The organism is uncultured Parasphingorhabdus sp. (genome assembly GCF_963975555.1).
Taxonomy (GTDB): domain Bacteria; phylum Pseudomonadota; class Alphaproteobacteria; order Sphingomonadales; family Sphingomonadaceae; genus Parasphingorhabdus.
The window spans coordinates 274,311-290,608 of the sequence record NZ_CAXBHH010000002.1; the positions used below are offsets into that span (position 1 = coordinate 274,311).

At 53.8% G+C, this 16,298-nt stretch carries 17 protein-coding genes and 1 tRNA gene; 11 read left to right on the forward strand and 7 right to left on the reverse strand.

Going from position 1 to position 16,298, the window contains the following annotated elements:
- Nucleotides 1-102 precede the first annotated feature (102 nt).
- Genes AAC060_RS06695 through queE form a run of 3 tightly spaced genes read left to right on the forward strand, consistent with a single transcriptional unit; the run spans nt 103 to nt 1,895 of the window.
- Nucleotides 103-510 (forward strand): hypothetical protein, encoded by a 408-nt coding sequence (locus AAC060_RS06695; RefSeq protein WP_339824241.1) that lies wholly within the window; start codon nt 103-105, stop codon nt 508-510.
- A gap of 57 nt (nt 511-567) precedes the next feature.
- Entirely contained in the window at nt 568-1,254 is a 687-nt protein-coding gene (queC, locus tag AAC060_RS06700; RefSeq protein ID WP_339824242.1) for a 7-cyano-7-deazaguanine synthase QueC, read from the forward strand.
- A complete protein-coding gene (queE, locus tag AAC060_RS06705) occupies nt 1,251-1,895 on the forward strand; it encodes a 7-carboxy-7-deazaguanine synthase (protein ID WP_339824244.1) in 645 nt (214 codons plus the stop codon). Before queC ends, queE begins: the two co-directional genes overlap by 4 nt.
- A gap of 4 nt (nt 1,896-1,899) precedes the next feature.
- On the opposite strand, the gene AAC060_RS06710 is transcribed toward queE, so the two are convergent.
- Both AAC060_RS06710 and lipB read right to left on the reverse strand, forming a co-directional pair.
- On the reverse strand, nt 1,900-2,172 hold the full coding sequence (locus AAC060_RS06710) for a hypothetical protein (RefSeq protein WP_339824246.1): 273 nt from the start codon (nt 2,170-2,172) through the stop codon (nt 1,900-1,902).
- 51 nt (nt 2,173-2,223) lie between these two features.
- A complete protein-coding gene (gene lipB, locus AAC060_RS06715) occupies nt 2,224-2,874 on the reverse strand; it encodes a lipoyl(octanoyl) transferase LipB (RefSeq protein WP_339824247.1) in 651 nt (216 codons plus the stop codon).
- A 72-nt stretch (nt 2,875-2,946) separates the two neighbouring features.
- Here lipB and AAC060_RS06720 point away from each other — a divergent pair, with 72 nt between their 5' ends.
- Nucleotides 2,947-3,699 (forward strand): hypothetical protein, encoded by a 753-nt coding sequence (locus AAC060_RS06720; protein ID WP_339824249.1) that lies wholly within the window; start codon nt 2,947-2,949, stop codon nt 3,697-3,699.
- Here the strand turns inward: AAC060_RS06720 and AAC060_RS06725 are convergent.
- From AAC060_RS06725 to AAC060_RS06735, 3 genes are read right to left on the reverse strand one after another with little or no spacing between them, the layout of a single operon-like run.
- Nucleotides 3,692-4,291, reverse strand: coding sequence for a GNAT family N-acetyltransferase (locus AAC060_RS06725; protein WP_339824251.1), 600 nt, complete (start codon nt 4,289-4,291; stop codon nt 3,692-3,694). The two genes, AAC060_RS06720 and AAC060_RS06725, sit on opposite strands and share 8 nt — an antisense overlap.
- Nucleotides 4,292-4,297: 6 nt before the next feature.
- Complete coding sequence (gene hemF, locus AAC060_RS06730) at nt 4,298-5,155, reverse strand: oxygen-dependent coproporphyrinogen oxidase (RefSeq protein WP_339824253.1); 858 nt, start codon at nt 5,153-5,155, stop codon at nt 4,298-4,300.
- Nucleotides 5,152-5,610, reverse strand: coding sequence for a tRNA (cytidine(34)-2'-O)-methyltransferase (locus AAC060_RS06735; protein WP_339824255.1), 459 nt, complete (start codon nt 5,608-5,610; stop codon nt 5,152-5,154). The genes hemF and AAC060_RS06735 overlap by 4 nt, the downstream gene beginning before the upstream one ends.
- Before the next feature lie 175 nt (nt 5,611-5,785).
- Here AAC060_RS06735 and petA point away from each other — a divergent pair, with 175 nt between their 5' ends.
- Genes petA through AAC060_RS06750 form a run of 3 tightly spaced genes read left to right on the forward strand, consistent with a single transcriptional unit; the run spans nt 5,786 to nt 8,504 of the window.
- Nucleotides 5,786-6,349: a ubiquinol-cytochrome c reductase iron-sulfur subunit gene (gene petA, locus AAC060_RS06740; RefSeq protein ID WP_339824257.1), complete on the forward strand. Its 564-nt coding sequence runs from the start codon at nt 5,786-5,788 to the stop codon at nt 6,347-6,349.
- 13 nt (nt 6,350-6,362) lie between these two features.
- Nucleotides 6,363-7,637, forward strand: a complete 1,275-nt coding sequence (locus AAC060_RS06745) for a cytochrome b/b6 (RefSeq protein ID WP_339824259.1) — start codon at nt 6,363-6,365, stop codon at nt 7,635-7,637.
- 12 nt (nt 7,638-7,649) lie between these two features.
- A complete protein-coding gene (locus AAC060_RS06750; protein WP_339824261.1) occupies nt 7,650-8,504 on the forward strand; it encodes a cytochrome c1 in 855 nt (284 codons plus the stop codon).
- Between the two features lie 86 nt (nt 8,505-8,590).
- Here the strand turns inward: AAC060_RS06750 and AAC060_RS06755 are convergent, their stop codons facing one another.
- Nucleotides 8,591-10,060, reverse strand: coding sequence for a glycerol kinase (locus tag AAC060_RS06755; protein WP_339824733.1), 1,470 nt, complete (start codon nt 10,058-10,060; stop codon nt 8,591-8,593).
- Between the two features lie 117 nt (nt 10,061-10,177).
- Here AAC060_RS06755 and AAC060_RS06760 point away from each other — a divergent pair, with 117 nt between their 5' ends.
- Both AAC060_RS06760 and AAC060_RS06765 read left to right on the forward strand, forming a co-directional pair.
- Complete coding sequence (locus tag AAC060_RS06760; protein WP_339824262.1) at nt 10,178-11,698, forward strand: glycerol-3-phosphate dehydrogenase; 1,521 nt, start codon at nt 10,178-10,180, stop codon at nt 11,696-11,698.
- A 66-nt stretch (nt 11,699-11,764) separates the two neighbouring features.
- Nucleotides 11,765-11,838 (forward strand) — tRNA-Gly (locus AAC060_RS06765).
- A 142-nt stretch (nt 11,839-11,980) separates the two neighbouring features.
- Here AAC060_RS06765 and AAC060_RS06770 read toward each other — a convergent pair.
- Nucleotides 11,981-13,315: an MFS transporter gene (locus tag AAC060_RS06770; RefSeq protein WP_339824263.1), complete on the reverse strand. Its 1,335-nt coding sequence runs from the start codon at nt 13,313-13,315 to the stop codon at nt 11,981-11,983.
- Between the two features lie 188 nt (nt 13,316-13,503).
- Here AAC060_RS06770 and AAC060_RS06775 point away from each other — a divergent pair, with 188 nt between their 5' ends.
- Nucleotides 13,504-15,687, forward strand: a complete 2,184-nt coding sequence (locus AAC060_RS06775) for a TonB-dependent receptor (protein WP_339824264.1) — start codon at nt 13,504-13,506, stop codon at nt 15,685-15,687.
- A 60-nt stretch (nt 15,688-15,747) separates the two neighbouring features.
- On the forward strand, nt 15,748-16,218 hold the full coding sequence (locus tag AAC060_RS06780) for a DUF3237 domain-containing protein (RefSeq protein WP_339824265.1): 471 nt from the start codon (nt 15,748-15,750) through the stop codon (nt 16,216-16,218).
- Nucleotides 16,219-16,298 lie beyond the last annotated feature (80 nt).

Consider the following 16,298-nt stretch of genomic DNA (forward strand, 5'->3'; position numbering starts at 1 on the left):
TCCTATCGATTGACGTAATTCGTGACAATATTCGCCGTATTTACAGATTATGGCAGGATTCGCTGCAATCATTCACGCAACCAGCAGGACAGGAGAATATCAATGAAAGGCATGAAACTGATCAAGACCGTCAGTGTAACAGCCGCGTTTCTGTCCGGATTTGCGATGGCTGCGCCCGCGCAAACGCCAAAATTGTTTGTACTTGAGGGGCTGATGCAGGGCGAGTGGACGCTGAAAGAACGTGGTTCCAACGAAATCGCACAAAAAGTCTGCCTCGGAAACCCTGAATTGCTGCTGCAAATCCAGCATAGCTATATGCCCTGTACCCGCTACGTGATCGAAAATGGCGCGAAGAAGCTCCGGGTGAGCTACAAATGTGGAGCTGCCGGTCATGGTGTTACCGAAATCAAGCAGGAATCCAGCACTGTAGTACAGATAAACTCACAGGGAATTCGCAATAACGCGCCCTTTTCGATCGCCTTTGAAGGTCGACGCACGGGTAGTTGCTAAACGCAATCCGCGTTCAAAACTTGCACCAAGTCGGCAAGGCGATTAGCGGAGCGCATCATGACATCCGAATCAAAAGCAGCGATTATATTATTATCCGGCGGGCTGGACTCGATGGTTTCTGCAGCAATTGCTGCAGAGCAGGGGTATCGGCTGATCGCCCTGACGGTCGACTATAACCAGCGCCATAAAATCGAACTGCAATCCGCAGAAAAAATTGCAGCGAAACTAGGGGTCGATGAACATATCATCTTGCCGCTGGACCTGAGCCGCTTTGGCGGATCGGCGCTGACCGCCGATATCGATGTCCCGAAGACCGGCGTCGCCGATGATATTCCGGTGACTTATGTTCCCGCCCGCAACCTTATTTTTCTGTCACTAACCCTCGGGCTGGCCGAGGCAAGAAACGCACGGGATATTTTCATCGGCGTCAATGCGCTGGACTATTCCGGTTATCCGGACTGCCGACCAGAATTTATTCAAGGTTTCGAAAGGCTCGCCGATCTGGCGACAAAGGCTGGCGATCAGGGCAGCGGCTTCAACATCAGAACACCGCTGCAGCACATGACCAAGGCGGATATCGCGCGGGAAGCAATACGGCTCAATCTCGATCCCTCCTGGAGCTGGTCCTGTTATGACCCTTCACCGGAAAACCTGCCTTGCGGGCTCTGTGACAGCTGCCGTTTGCGGCAAAAGGGTTTCGAAGAAGCCGGGATCGTCGACCCGACCGAATATGTAACATCATGAGCTATGCGGTAAAAGAGCGATTTCTGACCCTTCAGGGCGAAGGCGTCCATGCCGGACGCCGAGCGGTTTTTGTCCGTTTCGCCGGCTGTAATCTCTGGTCCGGACTGGAACGGGATCGGGCTACTGCAATCTGCCAGTTCTGCGACACCGATTTTGTCGGACTGGACGGCGAGGGCGGCGGTCGTTTCGATACGGCGGAAAATCTCGCCAAGGCAGCGGCCGAAACATGGGATGGCGACAGAGAATCGCGTTTCGTGGTCCTGACCGGCGGCGAACCGATGTTGCAGATCGATCAGGATCTGATCGATGCGCTGCACGCCGAAGGCTTTTTCATCGCTATCGAATCGAATGGAACTTTAGCCGTTCCGCGCGCGATTGACTGGATCTGCATCAGTCCGAAAGCGCAGAGCGATACCGTCCAGCGCTCGGGCGACGAGTTGAAGCTGGTCTGGCCGCAGACGGACAGCAATTGGCAAGCGATGGAAGATTGGGACTTCGCCAATCTATTGCTGCAGCCGATGGATGCGCGTGGCGATGAGGCTGCCAGCCAGGCCAATCTCGAACAGGCCATAGAATTTGTCCAGGCCCATCCGAAATGGCGTTTGTCGCTACAGACTCACAAGATACTGGGTCTGGCCTGATATTTTACTCAGCCGGTGTTTCCGTCGCATCTGCTGTTGTTTCGGATGCTTCTTCTTTTGGCTTGTCTGCAGATTCGTCGGTTTCCTCACCGGTAGCGTCGACGGCTTTCATTGTATCGACGTCGACCATTTCGTCGCTGATCGTGCCATCGATGACATCAACATCGTCCATCCGGGTTTCAGTGACTTCGTCCGCGTCGGGCGCTTCGTTGCCGGAACAGGCCGAGATGGTCAGTGCGACCGCTGCGACCGCAGCAATTCTCGAGAATTTAGCCATGATTTTGTCCTCATATGTTAAATGGGTTCACCAAGCCTTCATAGCCTTGGATCAGCCTTGATCAATCGCCTTCAGGAAGCCGCCAACCGTTTTTTGCAACGCTTCGTCAAACTCCTGAAGCTTTATCGCGATACCCAGTTGAGCGAGGCTGGTTACAGGATATTCGCTGATGCCGCACGGGACGATCCCGCCAAAATGGCTGAGATCGGGATCAATATTGACCGAGAAGCCGTGCATGGTAACCCATTTGCGGATACGAATGCCGATCGCGCCGATCTTGGCTTCCTGCCCGTCCGGCGTATCGCACCAGATTCCGACACGGCCGTCGACCGCCCGTGCGACGACGCCAAACTCCGCTAGGGCGGCGATGATCCAATCCTCCAGAGCATGGACGAAGCCTCGGACATCCGCGTTGCGCTTTTTCAGGTTCAAAATCACATAGCCGACCCGCTGGCCGGGACCATGATAAGTGTGCCGGCCACCACGACCCGTGTCATAAACCGGAAATGCCTGGCTGAGCAGTTCCGCCGGATCCGAACTGGTTCCGGCCGTATATAGCGGCGGATGTTCCAGCAGCCAGATCAGCTCCTGGGCGTCACCGGCCTGAACAGAAGCGTTGCGCTGTTCCATTTCGGCCAGGGCTTCAGGATATTCAACCTTTTCGGGCGATATGCGCCATTCGATATCATCAGGACCATTCATAATATTTTCGTGCACTTTTGCCGAGCGGGTGGCAAGGGCTGGTAATCAAGAAATGGATCCGGGAACGAAAAGATGAAGCTCAACTATATGCAATGCTGGAATGGTGCGATGGCTCTGCTCAGCGCGCATAAAGAGGCCGTTCTGGCGATTGCCGGTGTCTTTTTATTTCTGCCGACCTTTTTATTCGCGCAATTCGTCGCCCAACCGGTCTTTACCGGTGATGAGGATGTCAATGGTCTGGCGTTCGTTTATTCCGCCTATTTCAGCGAAAACGCCCTTTCCATCATGGCATCCAATCTGGTGATCAGTTTTGGCGGCCTCGCGATCTATTTTGCCCTGGCTCCCTCCCGCAACAACACGGTCGCGGAAGACCTCGTAGCCGCGCTTAAGGTATTCCTGATTTATCTGATCGCCAATCTGCTGACCGGCCTGTTTACATTGATGGGTTTTTTCCTGCTCGTCATTCCCGGTCTCTATATTGCCTGCCGGTTCATCCTGGTACCGATCATGATTGTCGACAAAGGCGAGCGGAATCCGGTCCAGGCACTCAAGCAAAGCTGGGCATTGACCCGGAACAACGGATTCTCGATCCTGTTGTTCATCCTGATCATCGCGGTCGTCGGTACGATCACTATTGGCGCTCTGCAGGCGCTCACCGGGATTATCACCGGTCTCGTAACCGGGGGAGCAGGCTGGCCTTTTATAGAGAATCTTGTGGCCGCACTTACCGGTACAGCTTTCCAGCTTGTCCTCGCGGGCGTGATTATATCAATTTATATCGAGCTGACCGGTAAGAAGGGCAATGTCGGCGAAATATTTAACTGAGTATCGGCACATGTGGTGCCGCTGTCTTCGGTAAATGTCCTGACAGGCGCGGATCCGGCATGATATCGAATTGCTGTTTGAAAATGCGGAAACCACAGCGCTGGTAAAAGGGCAGGGCGCGCGGAGAATCCTGGATGCAGGTATGAAGCCAGACGCGTTCGATATCGTCCGCCCAGGCTTTTTCCAAGGCCTGGTTCATCATCCAGCTGCCGTGGCCTTTGCCGTTCATTTCCGGAACCAGTCCGAAAAAGCCGATTTCACACTGGCCGGTTTGCCGGAAGTCGAGTTCGATAAAACCGACCGACGCTTCACCATCGCGGATGATATAAATATCGATGTCGGGGTGTTGAATGTTGGCCCGAACGTCGTCTTCTGCCATCAATATGCGGGATGTCCAGAACCAGGGTTCCCCGACAGCCCGGAATAAAGCCAAATATTCCGCAACAGGCGGCTTTGCCCATTTTTCGAGGGAGAGGCTCGATCCAATCTCCTCTAGAGCCGGCTTCTCGAGCATCTCGAGATGGGTGATGATGGTTGCTACATGACCTGCAGGAATGGTCTGGGGCAGGTTTGCGGGACTATCTGCACCCATTTTTGGCTACACCCATTTGGCTTCGGGGGGCAGGCTCATCAATATCGCGTCGACATTGCCGCCAGTCTTGAGACCGAACGTCGTGCCCCGGTCATAGACCAGATTGAACTCGGCATAGCGTCCGCGCCATTCCAGCTGCTGCTGCTTTTCTTCCGCCGTCCATTCCATATCCATGCGCTTGCGCACCAGCTTGGGATAAATATCGAGAAAAGACCGGCCCACATCCTGGGTGAAAGCAAAATGGCGATCGAAATCCGATTCGTGGTCCAGTTCGATATGATCATAGAATATACCGCCGACGCCGCGATGGACCTTGCGGTGGGGTATATAGAAATAGTCATCCGCCCATTTCTTGAACCGCGGATAATATTCCGGATTATGCGGCGCGCATGCCGAACGCAGTCTGGCGTGGAATTGCTCTGTATCCTCGTCATATGGGATCGCTGGGTTCAGATCGGCACCGCCGCCGAACCAGCGCTTGGTCGTGCACAGGAAACGGGTATTCATATGGACAGCAGGCACATGCGGGTTGGCCATATGGGCAACGAGACTGATTCCGGTGGCAAAGAAGCGCGGATCATCTTCCGCGCCGTTGATCTGGGCCTGGAATTCTTCGCTGAACACGCCGTCGACCGTGGAAATATTCACACCGACCTTTTCGAATATCTTGCCTTTCATCAGGCCCTGGGTGCCACCGCCGCCCGGACTCCCATCGGGATTCTGTCGATCCCACGGGATATAGTCGAACGTGGCGTCACTACCGGCTTCCTGTTCGATTTTCTCGAATTCCGCACAGATCTGGTCGCGCAGTTCTTTGAACCACGTCTGGGCCGTGTGCTGCTGGTCATCCAATTTTGTCGTCATTCCGGAAATTGTCCTGTTTGTCTGAGTGCTTCTCCCAAGGCCATGCCAGCCGAAACGGCTAGATTCAAGCTGCGCATTCCCGGCTTCATGGGGATGGTGATTCGACCATCGCATTGCTCCTGTATAGTCAGGGGAACTCCTGATCCTTCCGATCCGAACAACAATATATCGGAATCGTTATATGCGAATCCGTGATGCGGGTGTTCGGCCTTGCTGGAAAGCAGGATAATCCTCGCGTTGCGGGAATTCGCTGTCTGTTTAAATGCGACCCAGTCAGCATGGCGAATATAGTCGACATGGTCGAAATAATCCATTCCGGCGCGTTTTAAACTGCGGTCACTGAATGGAAAACCGCACGGTTCTATTATATCAACCGGCACACCTAGGCATGCACAAGTCCTTAATATTGTTCCTAAATTTCCCGCAATCTCGGGCTGATATAAAGCTATCCTCATGGGCCGATCATCATGCGCAAGAAGGGAATGTTAGGTCAATCGAAAATTCACTGTTGGCAAACCCTATCCTACGCGGCTATCAGGCGCGCAATTCACTGCCTGTTCAAGCTGTTGTGAAGCAGTATCGAACGTTCGGGCAGTCAGGGGTCATAATTTTTCTATAGGGCTTGTTTGCATGGCAACGGTTGAAACAGCTGAAACGGCAGTCGCAGAAGATGGCGGCGTTCGCCGCCGGGACTTTATCAATATCGCAGCAGTGAGTTTCGCTGGTGCCGGGGCGGTTGCTACCGTTTTCCCGTTGGTGAATCAGATGAATCCGAGCGCGGACGTTCTCGCTCTGGCATCTGTTGATCTGGATATAGGAGCGATTGAGCGCGGTCAGGCGATCAAAATCCTGTGGCGCAAACAACCTGTGTTTGTCCGCAATCTCACCGACAAGGAAATCGGTGAAGCCAACGCGGTAGACGTTTCATCGCTGCGCGATCCACAAACTTTGCAGGAACGGACCAAGGTCGGCAAGGAAAACTGGCTGATCACTCTGGGCGTTTGCACCCATTTGGGCTGCGTTCCTCTCGGTGCAGCCGAAGGCGAAAACAAGGGCGAATTCGGCGGATATTTCTGCCCTTGCCACGGTTCGAGCTACGATACAGCGGCCCGAATTCGCAAGGGCCCCGCACCAAGAAATCTGGATGTTCCAGACTATGAATTCCTATCAGACACCGTCGTGAAAATCGGCTAAAGGACAGAGAAAAATGAGCTTTCCTTGGGCAAAACAATATACACCAACAACCGAATTAGGTCAGTGGATGGACAAGCAGCTTCCGCTGCCTCGTTTCGTCTATAACAGCGTTGGTGCCGGTTATCCTGCTCCGCGCAATTTGAACTATATGTGGAACTTCGGTTCCCTGGCCGGCCTGTTTCTGGTCATCCAGATTGTCACCGGCATCATATTGGCGATGCATTATGCGGCCAATTCGGAAATTGCCTTTGATTCCGTCGAACATATCATGCGCGACGTGAACAGTGGCTGGATGATCCGCTATGCCCATGCCAATGGCGCAAGCTTCTTCTTCATTGCTCTATATATGCACATCGCTCGCGGGCTGTATTACGGCTCTTACAAGGCGCCGCGTGAAATGCTGTGGTTGCTCGGTGTTGTCATCTATCTGCTGGCAATGGCAACCGGCTTTCTCGGTTACGTGCTTCCCTGGGGACAGATGAGCTTCTGGGGTGCCAAGGTGATTACCGGCCTGTTTGAAGCCATTCCGTTCATCGGCAAGCCGATTCAGGAACTGCTTCTTGGTGGTTTTGCGCCTGATAATGCTGCTTTGAACCGTTTCTTCTCGCTCCACTATCTTCTGCCATTCGTCATTGTCGGCGTTGTCATCATGCATATCTGGGCGCTGCACATTCCGGGTTCAAACAACCCGACCGGTGTTGACGTGAAGGGACCACAGGATACGGTTCCGTTCCACCCTTATTATACCGCGAAAGATGGCTGGACCGTTGGACTTGCGCTGATTTTCTTCACCGCGCTGATGTTCTTCCTGCCGAACGCGCTTGGCCATGCCGATAACTATATCCCGGCCAATCCGCTTTCCACTCCGGCCCATATTGTTCCGGAATGGTATTTCTGGCCCTGGTACGCAATTCTGCGGGCCTTCACATTCGACTTCCTCTTCATTCCGGCGAAATTGCTCGGTGTGCTGGCGATGTTCTCCGCGATATTGGTCTGGTTCTTCCTGCCTTGGCTGGACAAATCACCGGTACGTTCGGGTAGCTTCCGCCCCAAGTTCAAGATATTCTACATCGTCCTGTTGATCGATGTCTTGATACTCGGATATTGTGGCGGTGCGCCGGCAGAGGAACCATTTGTGATGATCAGTCAGTTGGCTGCAGCTTATTATTTTGCGCACTTCCTGATCATATTGCCGCTTTTGTCGAGCTTGGAAAAGCCCGAACCGTTGCCGAACAGCATCACGGAATCGGTCACCGGCAAGCCACTTAAAACGCCAGTTAAGAATTAGGGACCTGTCGTAATGGTAAGAATTTTCGGAATCTTGATTGGCCTGTTTTTCTCAGGCTGGCTCTTGGTCTCATTCGGAATGGGAGCTGTAGCATATATATCGAACCCGCCAGCTGAAACAGCAGAGCATGAGTTCCACAAGGAAGCGAAAGAAATATCTTTCACTTCCGATGGTCCGCTTGGCAAATTCGATCGCCAGCAACTGCAGCGCGGCTTCCAGGTTTACAAGGAAGTCTGTTCGGCTTGCCACTCTTTGCGTCTTGTCGCTTTCCGCAATCTGGAAGAAATCGGCTATAACGAAGATGAAGTGAAGGCGATTGCAGCCAACTGGGCGATCCAGACTCCGGATATCGATCCGGCTACTGGCGAAATGTCGACGAGGACACCGCTTCCTGCCGACAAATTCCCCAAGCCTTTTGCCAACAACGTTGCTGCCGCTGCTGCGAATAATAACGCTATTCCGCCTGACTTGTCCTTGATGACAAAGGCGCGTGAAGGCGGGGCACCTTATGTCTATTCCTTGCTGACCGGTTACACCAATCCACCGGCCAATCTGCCGGAAGCCAATCAACCGGGACCGGGGCTGCATTATAACCCTTATTTTGCGAACCTGAACCTTGCGATGGCACCACCACTGGCGGCCGAAGATCAGGTCAGCTACTCGGACGGTACCAAGGCAAGCATCAGCCAGATGGCCGAAGATGTTTCCGCCTTCCTGATCTGGAGCGCAGAGCCGAAGCTGGAAGAGCGCCATCAAGCTGGATGGGCGGTCCTCGCCTTCCTGCTGATCGCGACGATCCTCGCCTATCTGTCCTACCGGACGATCTGGGCGGACGTGAAGGCCGAGAAGAAAAAGAAAGCTGCGTAAGTCTGTTTTTCAATACAGCTAGAAATTAAGGAAGCCCGCTTTTGGCGGGCTTCTTTATGTCTGATTGATTTTAGTCTGACTGAAATCTAGTTAGCCAAAACGACGTCGACGGCCCGCTTCCATCCCGCAAGCCGCTCTTCTCTGGTCTCAGGGTCGATATCCGGTTGGTGCACGTCGAGCCCCGATATCATCACCGTTGCCGCTTCGAGGGACTCGTAGATTCCGCAACCTACTGCGGCCAACATGGCCGCGCCGAGAGCGGTTGTCTCGAAAAACCCAGGGCGTTCCACGTCGATATCCAGTATATCCGCCAGATCCTGTACCATCCAGTCATTGGCGACCATGCCGCCGTCGATCCGCAGGTTTTGCCAGTCGACACCATCTGCGGAAAATGCGGTTTTCAGATCATGGCATTGATAAGCAATCGATTCGAGCGCAGCGCGGGCGATATGCGCTTTTCTTGATGAAAAACTGAGGCCGGAGATGGTTGCTGTCGCATCGGCCCGCCAATGGGGAGCACCAAGGCCGGACAGGGCGGGAACCAGGTAGACTCCGCCATTATCCTCGACCGAACGGGCCAGCTCCTCGCTCTCGCCGGCGAATTTCAGCATTTTGATATCGTCGCGCAGCCACTGCATCAGGCTGCCGGCCACGAAAACCGAGCCCTCGAGCGCATAGATGCGCTCGCCCTCATATTGATAGAGTATGGTCGAGAGCAGGCGATGCTCCGAGCGTAGTGGCTTGTCGCCGCTATTGGTCAAGATGAACGCGCCGGTCCCGAATGTTGCATTGGTCTGGCCGATCTCGAGACAACCCTGGCCGATTGTTGCCGCCTGTTGATCGCCGGCAGAACCGCAGATTGCGATAGGTCCGCCGAATAATTCGACCGCAGTGGTTCCCAGATCGCCTGCACAGTCCATAATCGTCGGCAGCGTATGCTTGGGAATGTCGAAGAGCGCGAGGAGATCATCGTCCCAATCATCACCATCCAAGGCCATCAGCATCGTCCTGCAGGCGTTACTGGCATCGGTAATATGCTGACCACCGGTCAGCCGGTAGATCAGGTAGGATTCAATCGTACCGAACGCGAGATTGTCGCCCGCCGCCCGGACTTCGGGCCGGTTCTCCAGCATCCAGCCGATTTTGCTGCCCGAGAAATAGGGGTCGAGCAGCAGGCCGGTCTTTTCCTGTACCATCGGTTCGAGGCCATTGGCCTTCAGAGCATCACATTTCGCGGCGGTTCGGCGATCCTGCCAGACGATCGCCCGGCCAAGCGGTTCACCCGTCCTTTTATCCCATGCGACGACGGTTTCCCGTTGATTAGTGATGCCAATTGCCGCGATTTTGTCAGCGCCGCCAGCCTTCTCGATCATTTTCTGACAGCAACTCAAGGTCTTTTTCCAGATTTCAGTAGCATCATGCTCGACCAGGCCGGGAGCCGGATAATATTGATGCAAGGATTCCTGTTGGGAGCCATGTAACTTGCCATTTGCACTGAAAAGCATCGCCCGTGTCGACGTCGTTCCCTCGTCAATGACCAAAATCTGCTGCGCCAACATTGTCTGCTCCCTGATGTTTTGGGCACGCTATAAGCTGGCATAAAAAAGGCAAGAAAAAGCAATCCATGATGCAGTATATTGCGATGCAACATTGCGCGAATCGCTGGTTTCTCTATGACTGTCGCGATGTATGATCTGGCCATCATTGGCGGCGGCATAAACGGCGTCGGAATTGCGCGCGATGCAGCGGGCAGGGGATTGAAGGTCCTGCTGGTCGAACGGGACGATCTGGCGTCGCATACATCCTCCGCCAGTACCAAATTGGTCCATGGCGGTTTGCGCTATCTCGAACATTATGAATTCAATCTTGTTCGCAAGGCGCTGAAGGAACGGGAAGTGCTGCTGCGCGCGGCCCCGCATATCATCTGGCCAATGCGTTTTGTTTTACCGGTCGACGAGGGGATGCGGCCTGCCTGGCTGCTCCGCCTCGGTCTGTTTCTCTACGATCATCTGGGCGGCCGCGATATATTGCCGGGCACCAAAAGCGTAAACCTGCTCAAGGATCATCGCGGTGATCCGCTGCAAGAGCGTCTCAAGAAGGGCTTCGCCTATAGCGATTGCTGGGTCGAGGATGCCCGGCTCGTATCCCTGACCGCGCGTGATGCTGCTGACCGGGGTGCCGACATCAGGACCCGGGCCGAATGCGTGGCGCTCGATCGCGGTGCGGACCACTGGAACCTGGAAATCCGGAAGGATGGCGAGACAAAGAGCGAGCAAGCCAGGGTGCTGGTGAACGCCGCCGGTCCCTGGGTTGATCCGGTCACGGCGATGTATGACCATAGCAGCCACGCGGCGAAACTGCGTCTGGTCAAGGGCAGCCATATCGTCGTGAAACGGAAATATGAGGGCGAACACAGCTATATTTTCCAGAATAGGGACGGTCGGATCGTCTTCGCCATTCCCTATGAAGGCGATCATACGCTGATCGGGACAACCGACGAACCGTGGAGCTACGCCGAAGGCCCAGCGAAGATCAACGATGGCGAAATCGATTATCTGTGCGACGCTGCCAGTGAATATTTCGAGGCACCGGTAACCCGCGACGACATCATATGGACTTATTCCGGTGTCCGCCCGCTGTTTGACGATCACAGCCGGACTGCTGCGACGGTGACCAGGGATTTTGTGTTCGACTATGATATTGAAAAGGGTGCACCGGTGCTGTCCATTTTTGGCGGCAAGATAACAACTTATCGGGTGTTGGCACTGCAAGCGATCCGGACATTGTCCGAGGCGCTGGATGTCAACGGAGACGACTGGACCAAAGAAGCGCATCTGCCCGGCGGCGACTTCTCGCCAGACGGGTTTGAGGAGTTGGTCGATCAATATGCCAGCAAATGGCCCTTTGTCGAGAAATCTGTCGTGCATCGACTGGTGCGGGCCTATGGTACTGATACAGCCTGTATCCTGAAGGATGTCAAAAATATCGCGGATCTCGGCCAGCTATTTGGCTCAGGTCTGTATGAGATCGAGATCCAGTGGCTGATCGACCGTGAATTTGCTTGTACGGCAGAGGACGTCCTCTGGCGGCGCTCGAAACTGGGATTGCATATGAGCGACGCCGAGAAACAAGCCGTGGAGCAATGGTTTGACGAGCAGAAGCAACGGCCAAAGCCAAATCGCGCCCTTTCGTGATTGACGAGCCACAAAAGCGGTGGCAATAGCGGCGCATTCGGTCACCTTGGCGGCCGATCTGAAAATGCGGGTGTAGCTCAATGGTAGAGCAGAAGCCTTCCAAGCTTACGACGAGGGTTCGATTCCCTTCACCCGCTCCACTTATCGTCCAGTGTCCGCAAAATTCGCTACTTGCTGCTGGGAACTGCGATATAAACGGTAATACCCCCATTTTGCTCACTCTCGTCTTTGAGGCGCCCCCAAAAAAAGGGGATCGTCTTTGTGCATCAAGCTGAACAAAGGTCAAATGGACGCAGCCTCCGCCGACATGCGCGCCAGTTCGCGTGCAAAAGGCTTGAAACCGAGAGTTAGAATAATCGCTGCAATCGGCAGCGCAATCGCTGCGACGGTCGCTATCGAATATTGGAGTGCAGCATCGTTCTGGAAGAGTTCGTCGGTGAGCAAGGCGATGCATATCGGTCCAAACCCCAGACCGACAAGATTGACGACAAAGAAATAGAATGCAGTCATGCGAGCACGATATTCGTTCGGTGTGATTAACTGAAGCGCGACGCCACCAACTCCGTGCATCGTCATTGCTGGAAAGGCGATAGCGAGCATCATAAACGATAGCCAAGCATTTGGCATCAGCACTGCGGCGAGCAGAGGCGGGCCACCGAGAATGATCGATAGCCGCATTACCCGTAAATGGGAATCCGCGACGCCCTTTTCATATTGTCGATCTGCTAGTGAGCCACCGACTATCAAGCCGATTGTTCCACCGATTGCCATAATGACCCCAAACCATATCCCGGCATGAGCGATTTCCATACCGAAGGTGCGCGCAAAAAAGGTGGGAATCCATGCGATTACTCCATACATCACCAGACCAATCAATGACATGCCCGCAAAAAGGGTCACGAGAACTACCTTTTGTGTCACGAGATGTGCGATCAGGCTCGGCGCATCGACAGCAATGTTTGCAGCCTTTGTTGTTTTGCGGCCCCGGCGAAGCGGTTCCCGTACAGTGAGCAATAGCAGGCAGACGAGTATTCCGGGTGCGGCTACCCAGACAAAAATCAGTCGCCACGCTTCCATTGGACCGATAAATGGAACCGCTATCATCGGTGCCGTCAACAGAGACTGGACAACAAAAGCCCCTAGGATGAGAGCGATCCCGGCACCCAAAGGCACGCCCATTGAATAGACAGCCATCGCTCTTGCCAGTTTATGGCGCGGAAAATAGTCGCTGAGCATAGAATATGCTGCGGGAGACAAGGTCGCTTCCCCGACACCGACACCCATACGAGCGAGAAATAAGGTCACATAACTCCCCGCAAGTCCGCACCCGGCGGTCATAACACTCCATATCGCGACCCCGGCAACGATCAGATTACGACGATTGTAGCGGTCAGCGATCCACGCAAGCGGAAGACCGAGCACCGTGTAAAAAAGTGCGAAGGCGAGGCCGATAAGCAAGCTGACCTGCGTGTCCGAGATGTCCAATGCCGCCCGGATCGGCGCTACAAGCAAGCTCAGTATCATTCGATCAATAAACGACAACGTGTAGGCGAGCAGCAGAATAGCGACGACATACCAACTATATGCTGGTCGCGGCCAAGGCGGATTTGTGTCCATTCCGGAAACATGTTCGCTGTCAGGGTGACTCACCATAATGCTCTCCCAAGCTTCAATTTGTTTTGGCCCCTTGCACAGCGCAAAAAGCTATTCTATAAAAAGCTTCCTTAGAGAACTAAGTATAAACAGTAACATCAGTCAAGCGTGTTCAAGCGCATCGGTTACGAACTTGCATTTGGGAGAGTGAAATGTTGAAGCAGGGATTGAGTCGAGTTGCATCTTTAATGGCCGGGGGAGCATTGCTGGCAGGTCCATATGTTGCGGCGGCACAGGAAATAGACGGGCACTATGGCGAAATCATTGTGACGGCCCAGCGTCAGGAACAAAAACTTCAGGATGTCCCTGTGTCGGTGACCGCATTTAGTAGCGAACAGCTACGTGACGGCAATGTCGAAACGGTGCAGGATATTGCGGCCCGGACACCGGGATTGAGTGTCAGTGCCGTTGATCCGATAAATACCAATTTTGCGATGCGCGGAATAGGTAGCGCCCCGGGAATTAGTCAGAATGCAGGCGGCGATCCTTCTGTCGTGGTATTTGTGGATGGTGTGTATGCAGGACGTGGCGGCACGCCGGATCTGGACGCGCTCGATCTTGAGAGGGTGGAGGTACTGCGGGGTCCCCAGGGGACCTTATTCGGTAAGAACGCTATTGGCGGCCTCGTCCAATTCATTAGCCGAAAACCGTCCGATGACCCGTCGTTCGCTTTTGAAGCGACTTTGGGGAACTATGACAAGTTTGGTGCATCTGCGCGCGGTAATATGCCGATTACGGATAAGATATTTATTTCCACTGGTCTCGCGGTGAAACGCCGCAACGGATATGAATTCAACGAAACAACCGGAAATGATGTCAACAATCAACAGCTCATTACCGGACGGGTCGCGTTGCGCTTGCTGCCCACCGACACGCTCGACATCATTCTGCGTGCCGATGTGTCAGATCAGGACCAGAAGGGCAATCCGCGGCATAATAACTGCGATACCAGCTTCAACGGTGGTGTCCACTGCATTGGCATCAACCCTGATCCGCGCGTGGTGAATGCCTATACTGACGGTAAAATCAAACGAACCGTTCAGTCCTATTCAGCGGAGATAAGCCTAGACCTGCCGTTTGGCACGCTCACCTCGCTGACCGCCCTGCGCAAAGTTGACTTAGAATTCGAAACAGCCTTTTTCAGCAATCCCGTCAATCCACCTAACCAGATTGAATCGACGGATTTTGGACAGGAAGATAACAGTCAGTTCAGCCAAGAGTTGCGTCTCTCTTTCGAAGCGTTCAACGGTCGACTTACCGGTCAGACGGGCCTCTATTATTTGAAGGAGGACAATGAGCGTGTGCAGGGACAGATTCAGCAGTTCCCCAGTCCTGCTATTTCTGGGGTCGGCCGTTATCCACAATCGGTGAATGCGCGCAGCATTGCAGTATTCGGACAGCTTGATTTTGAAGTAGTCCCGTCGCTCACCTTTACTGCCGGCGGACGAATGACTTGGGAACGCAAAAGCGGCCGTTTCGCCGGATTCAAGGTTGATGACGGTCCAGGAATTCCACCACCGCTCGGTTCGGCCGCGGGCTACGATGTGACGGGCAAAGAGGATTGGAAAGCTTTCACACCGCGCGTTGCGCTTAACTGGAAAACCACTGATGATATACTGCTCTACGCATCGGCCGCACGAGGTTATAAGAGTGGCGGTTTCCAAGGACTCTCAGGCACTGCCGCAGGCGCCTCGGCTCCTTATGATCCTGAATTTGCTTGGGGTTATGAGTTGGGGGCGAAAACGGAATGGTTTGACAGAGCATTGCGTTTGAACGTTTCGCTGTTCCAGACCGACTATTCGGATTTGCAGATTTCGCAACTCGTTCCTCTGTGCTGTGTGGTTGTCAGCAACGCTGCCAAAGCCCGGATTCGGGGCGCGGAGGCCGAGTTTGTGATCCGCCCAGTCCGAGGGCTGCAAATCGACGGAAGCTATGCCTACCTCGATGCAAAATTTACAGAATATGCTATTCCGGGCCAGAATTATACCGGCAACGAACTGCCTCGGTCGCCAAAGAACAAATTCAACATTGGCGGTCATTATGAAGTTCCGATTGGAGACTTGTCGGCCAAACTCCGGGTCGATTATAGCTGGGTGGACGACGCATTTTTCGAAGCCTCGAACATCCCACAACAGCTCTGGCCCAGCCATGACAATCTGGATGCACGGCTATCTATTGCCGGTGCGAACAACGAGTGGGAGCTGGCAATATGGGGCAAGAATCTGACCGATGAACTGGTGCCTACATATGTTACCTATTTCGGTCCATTCCGCCAGATACTGACACCATATGCGCCGCCACGCACATACGGCATGACGCTGGCATTCAAAATATAGCGGAAACGCGGCGGGGTCGATTTTCCCGCCGCGTCGTTCTTTTTAAGCGAAGGATTGAAGATGCTTGAACCCGAATTTCGTTATCTATGCTCCTATCGGGCCACTTTTACCGAGCCACAACAGCAGATTGGGAAAGCGCATTTTGGTCGTAGGATGATCGCCGCATTGACCGGGGGAGAAGTCGAAGGCGAGCGAATCCACGGTCGCGTGATGCCCGGCGGCGGTGACTGGGCTACCATAGATGAAAATGATACATTGCGGCTTGATGCCCGGGTGACGATAGAAACGCAGGATGGTGCGTTGATCTATGTTTCTTATCGGGGTGTGCTGCGGCCATTATCGGTTGCCCATAAACATGCACGAAATGGCGGGCCACAAAATGACGTAGAGCAAAGCGAAATCTACTTCCGGACCGCACCTATTTTTGAAACAGGTGATGAACGCTATTCTTGGTTGAATGACATTGTTGCGGTCGGTTTGGGGGCTTCAGTTGGTGGTGCAGTTCAATACAACATATTTGAGCTCCTGTAGGGAGTTTGAGCCGAAAACTACTGAACAGAGACAACAAGGTCTGATGCCAGTTGAAGTGAGCCGCTATCAGCTATGACAAG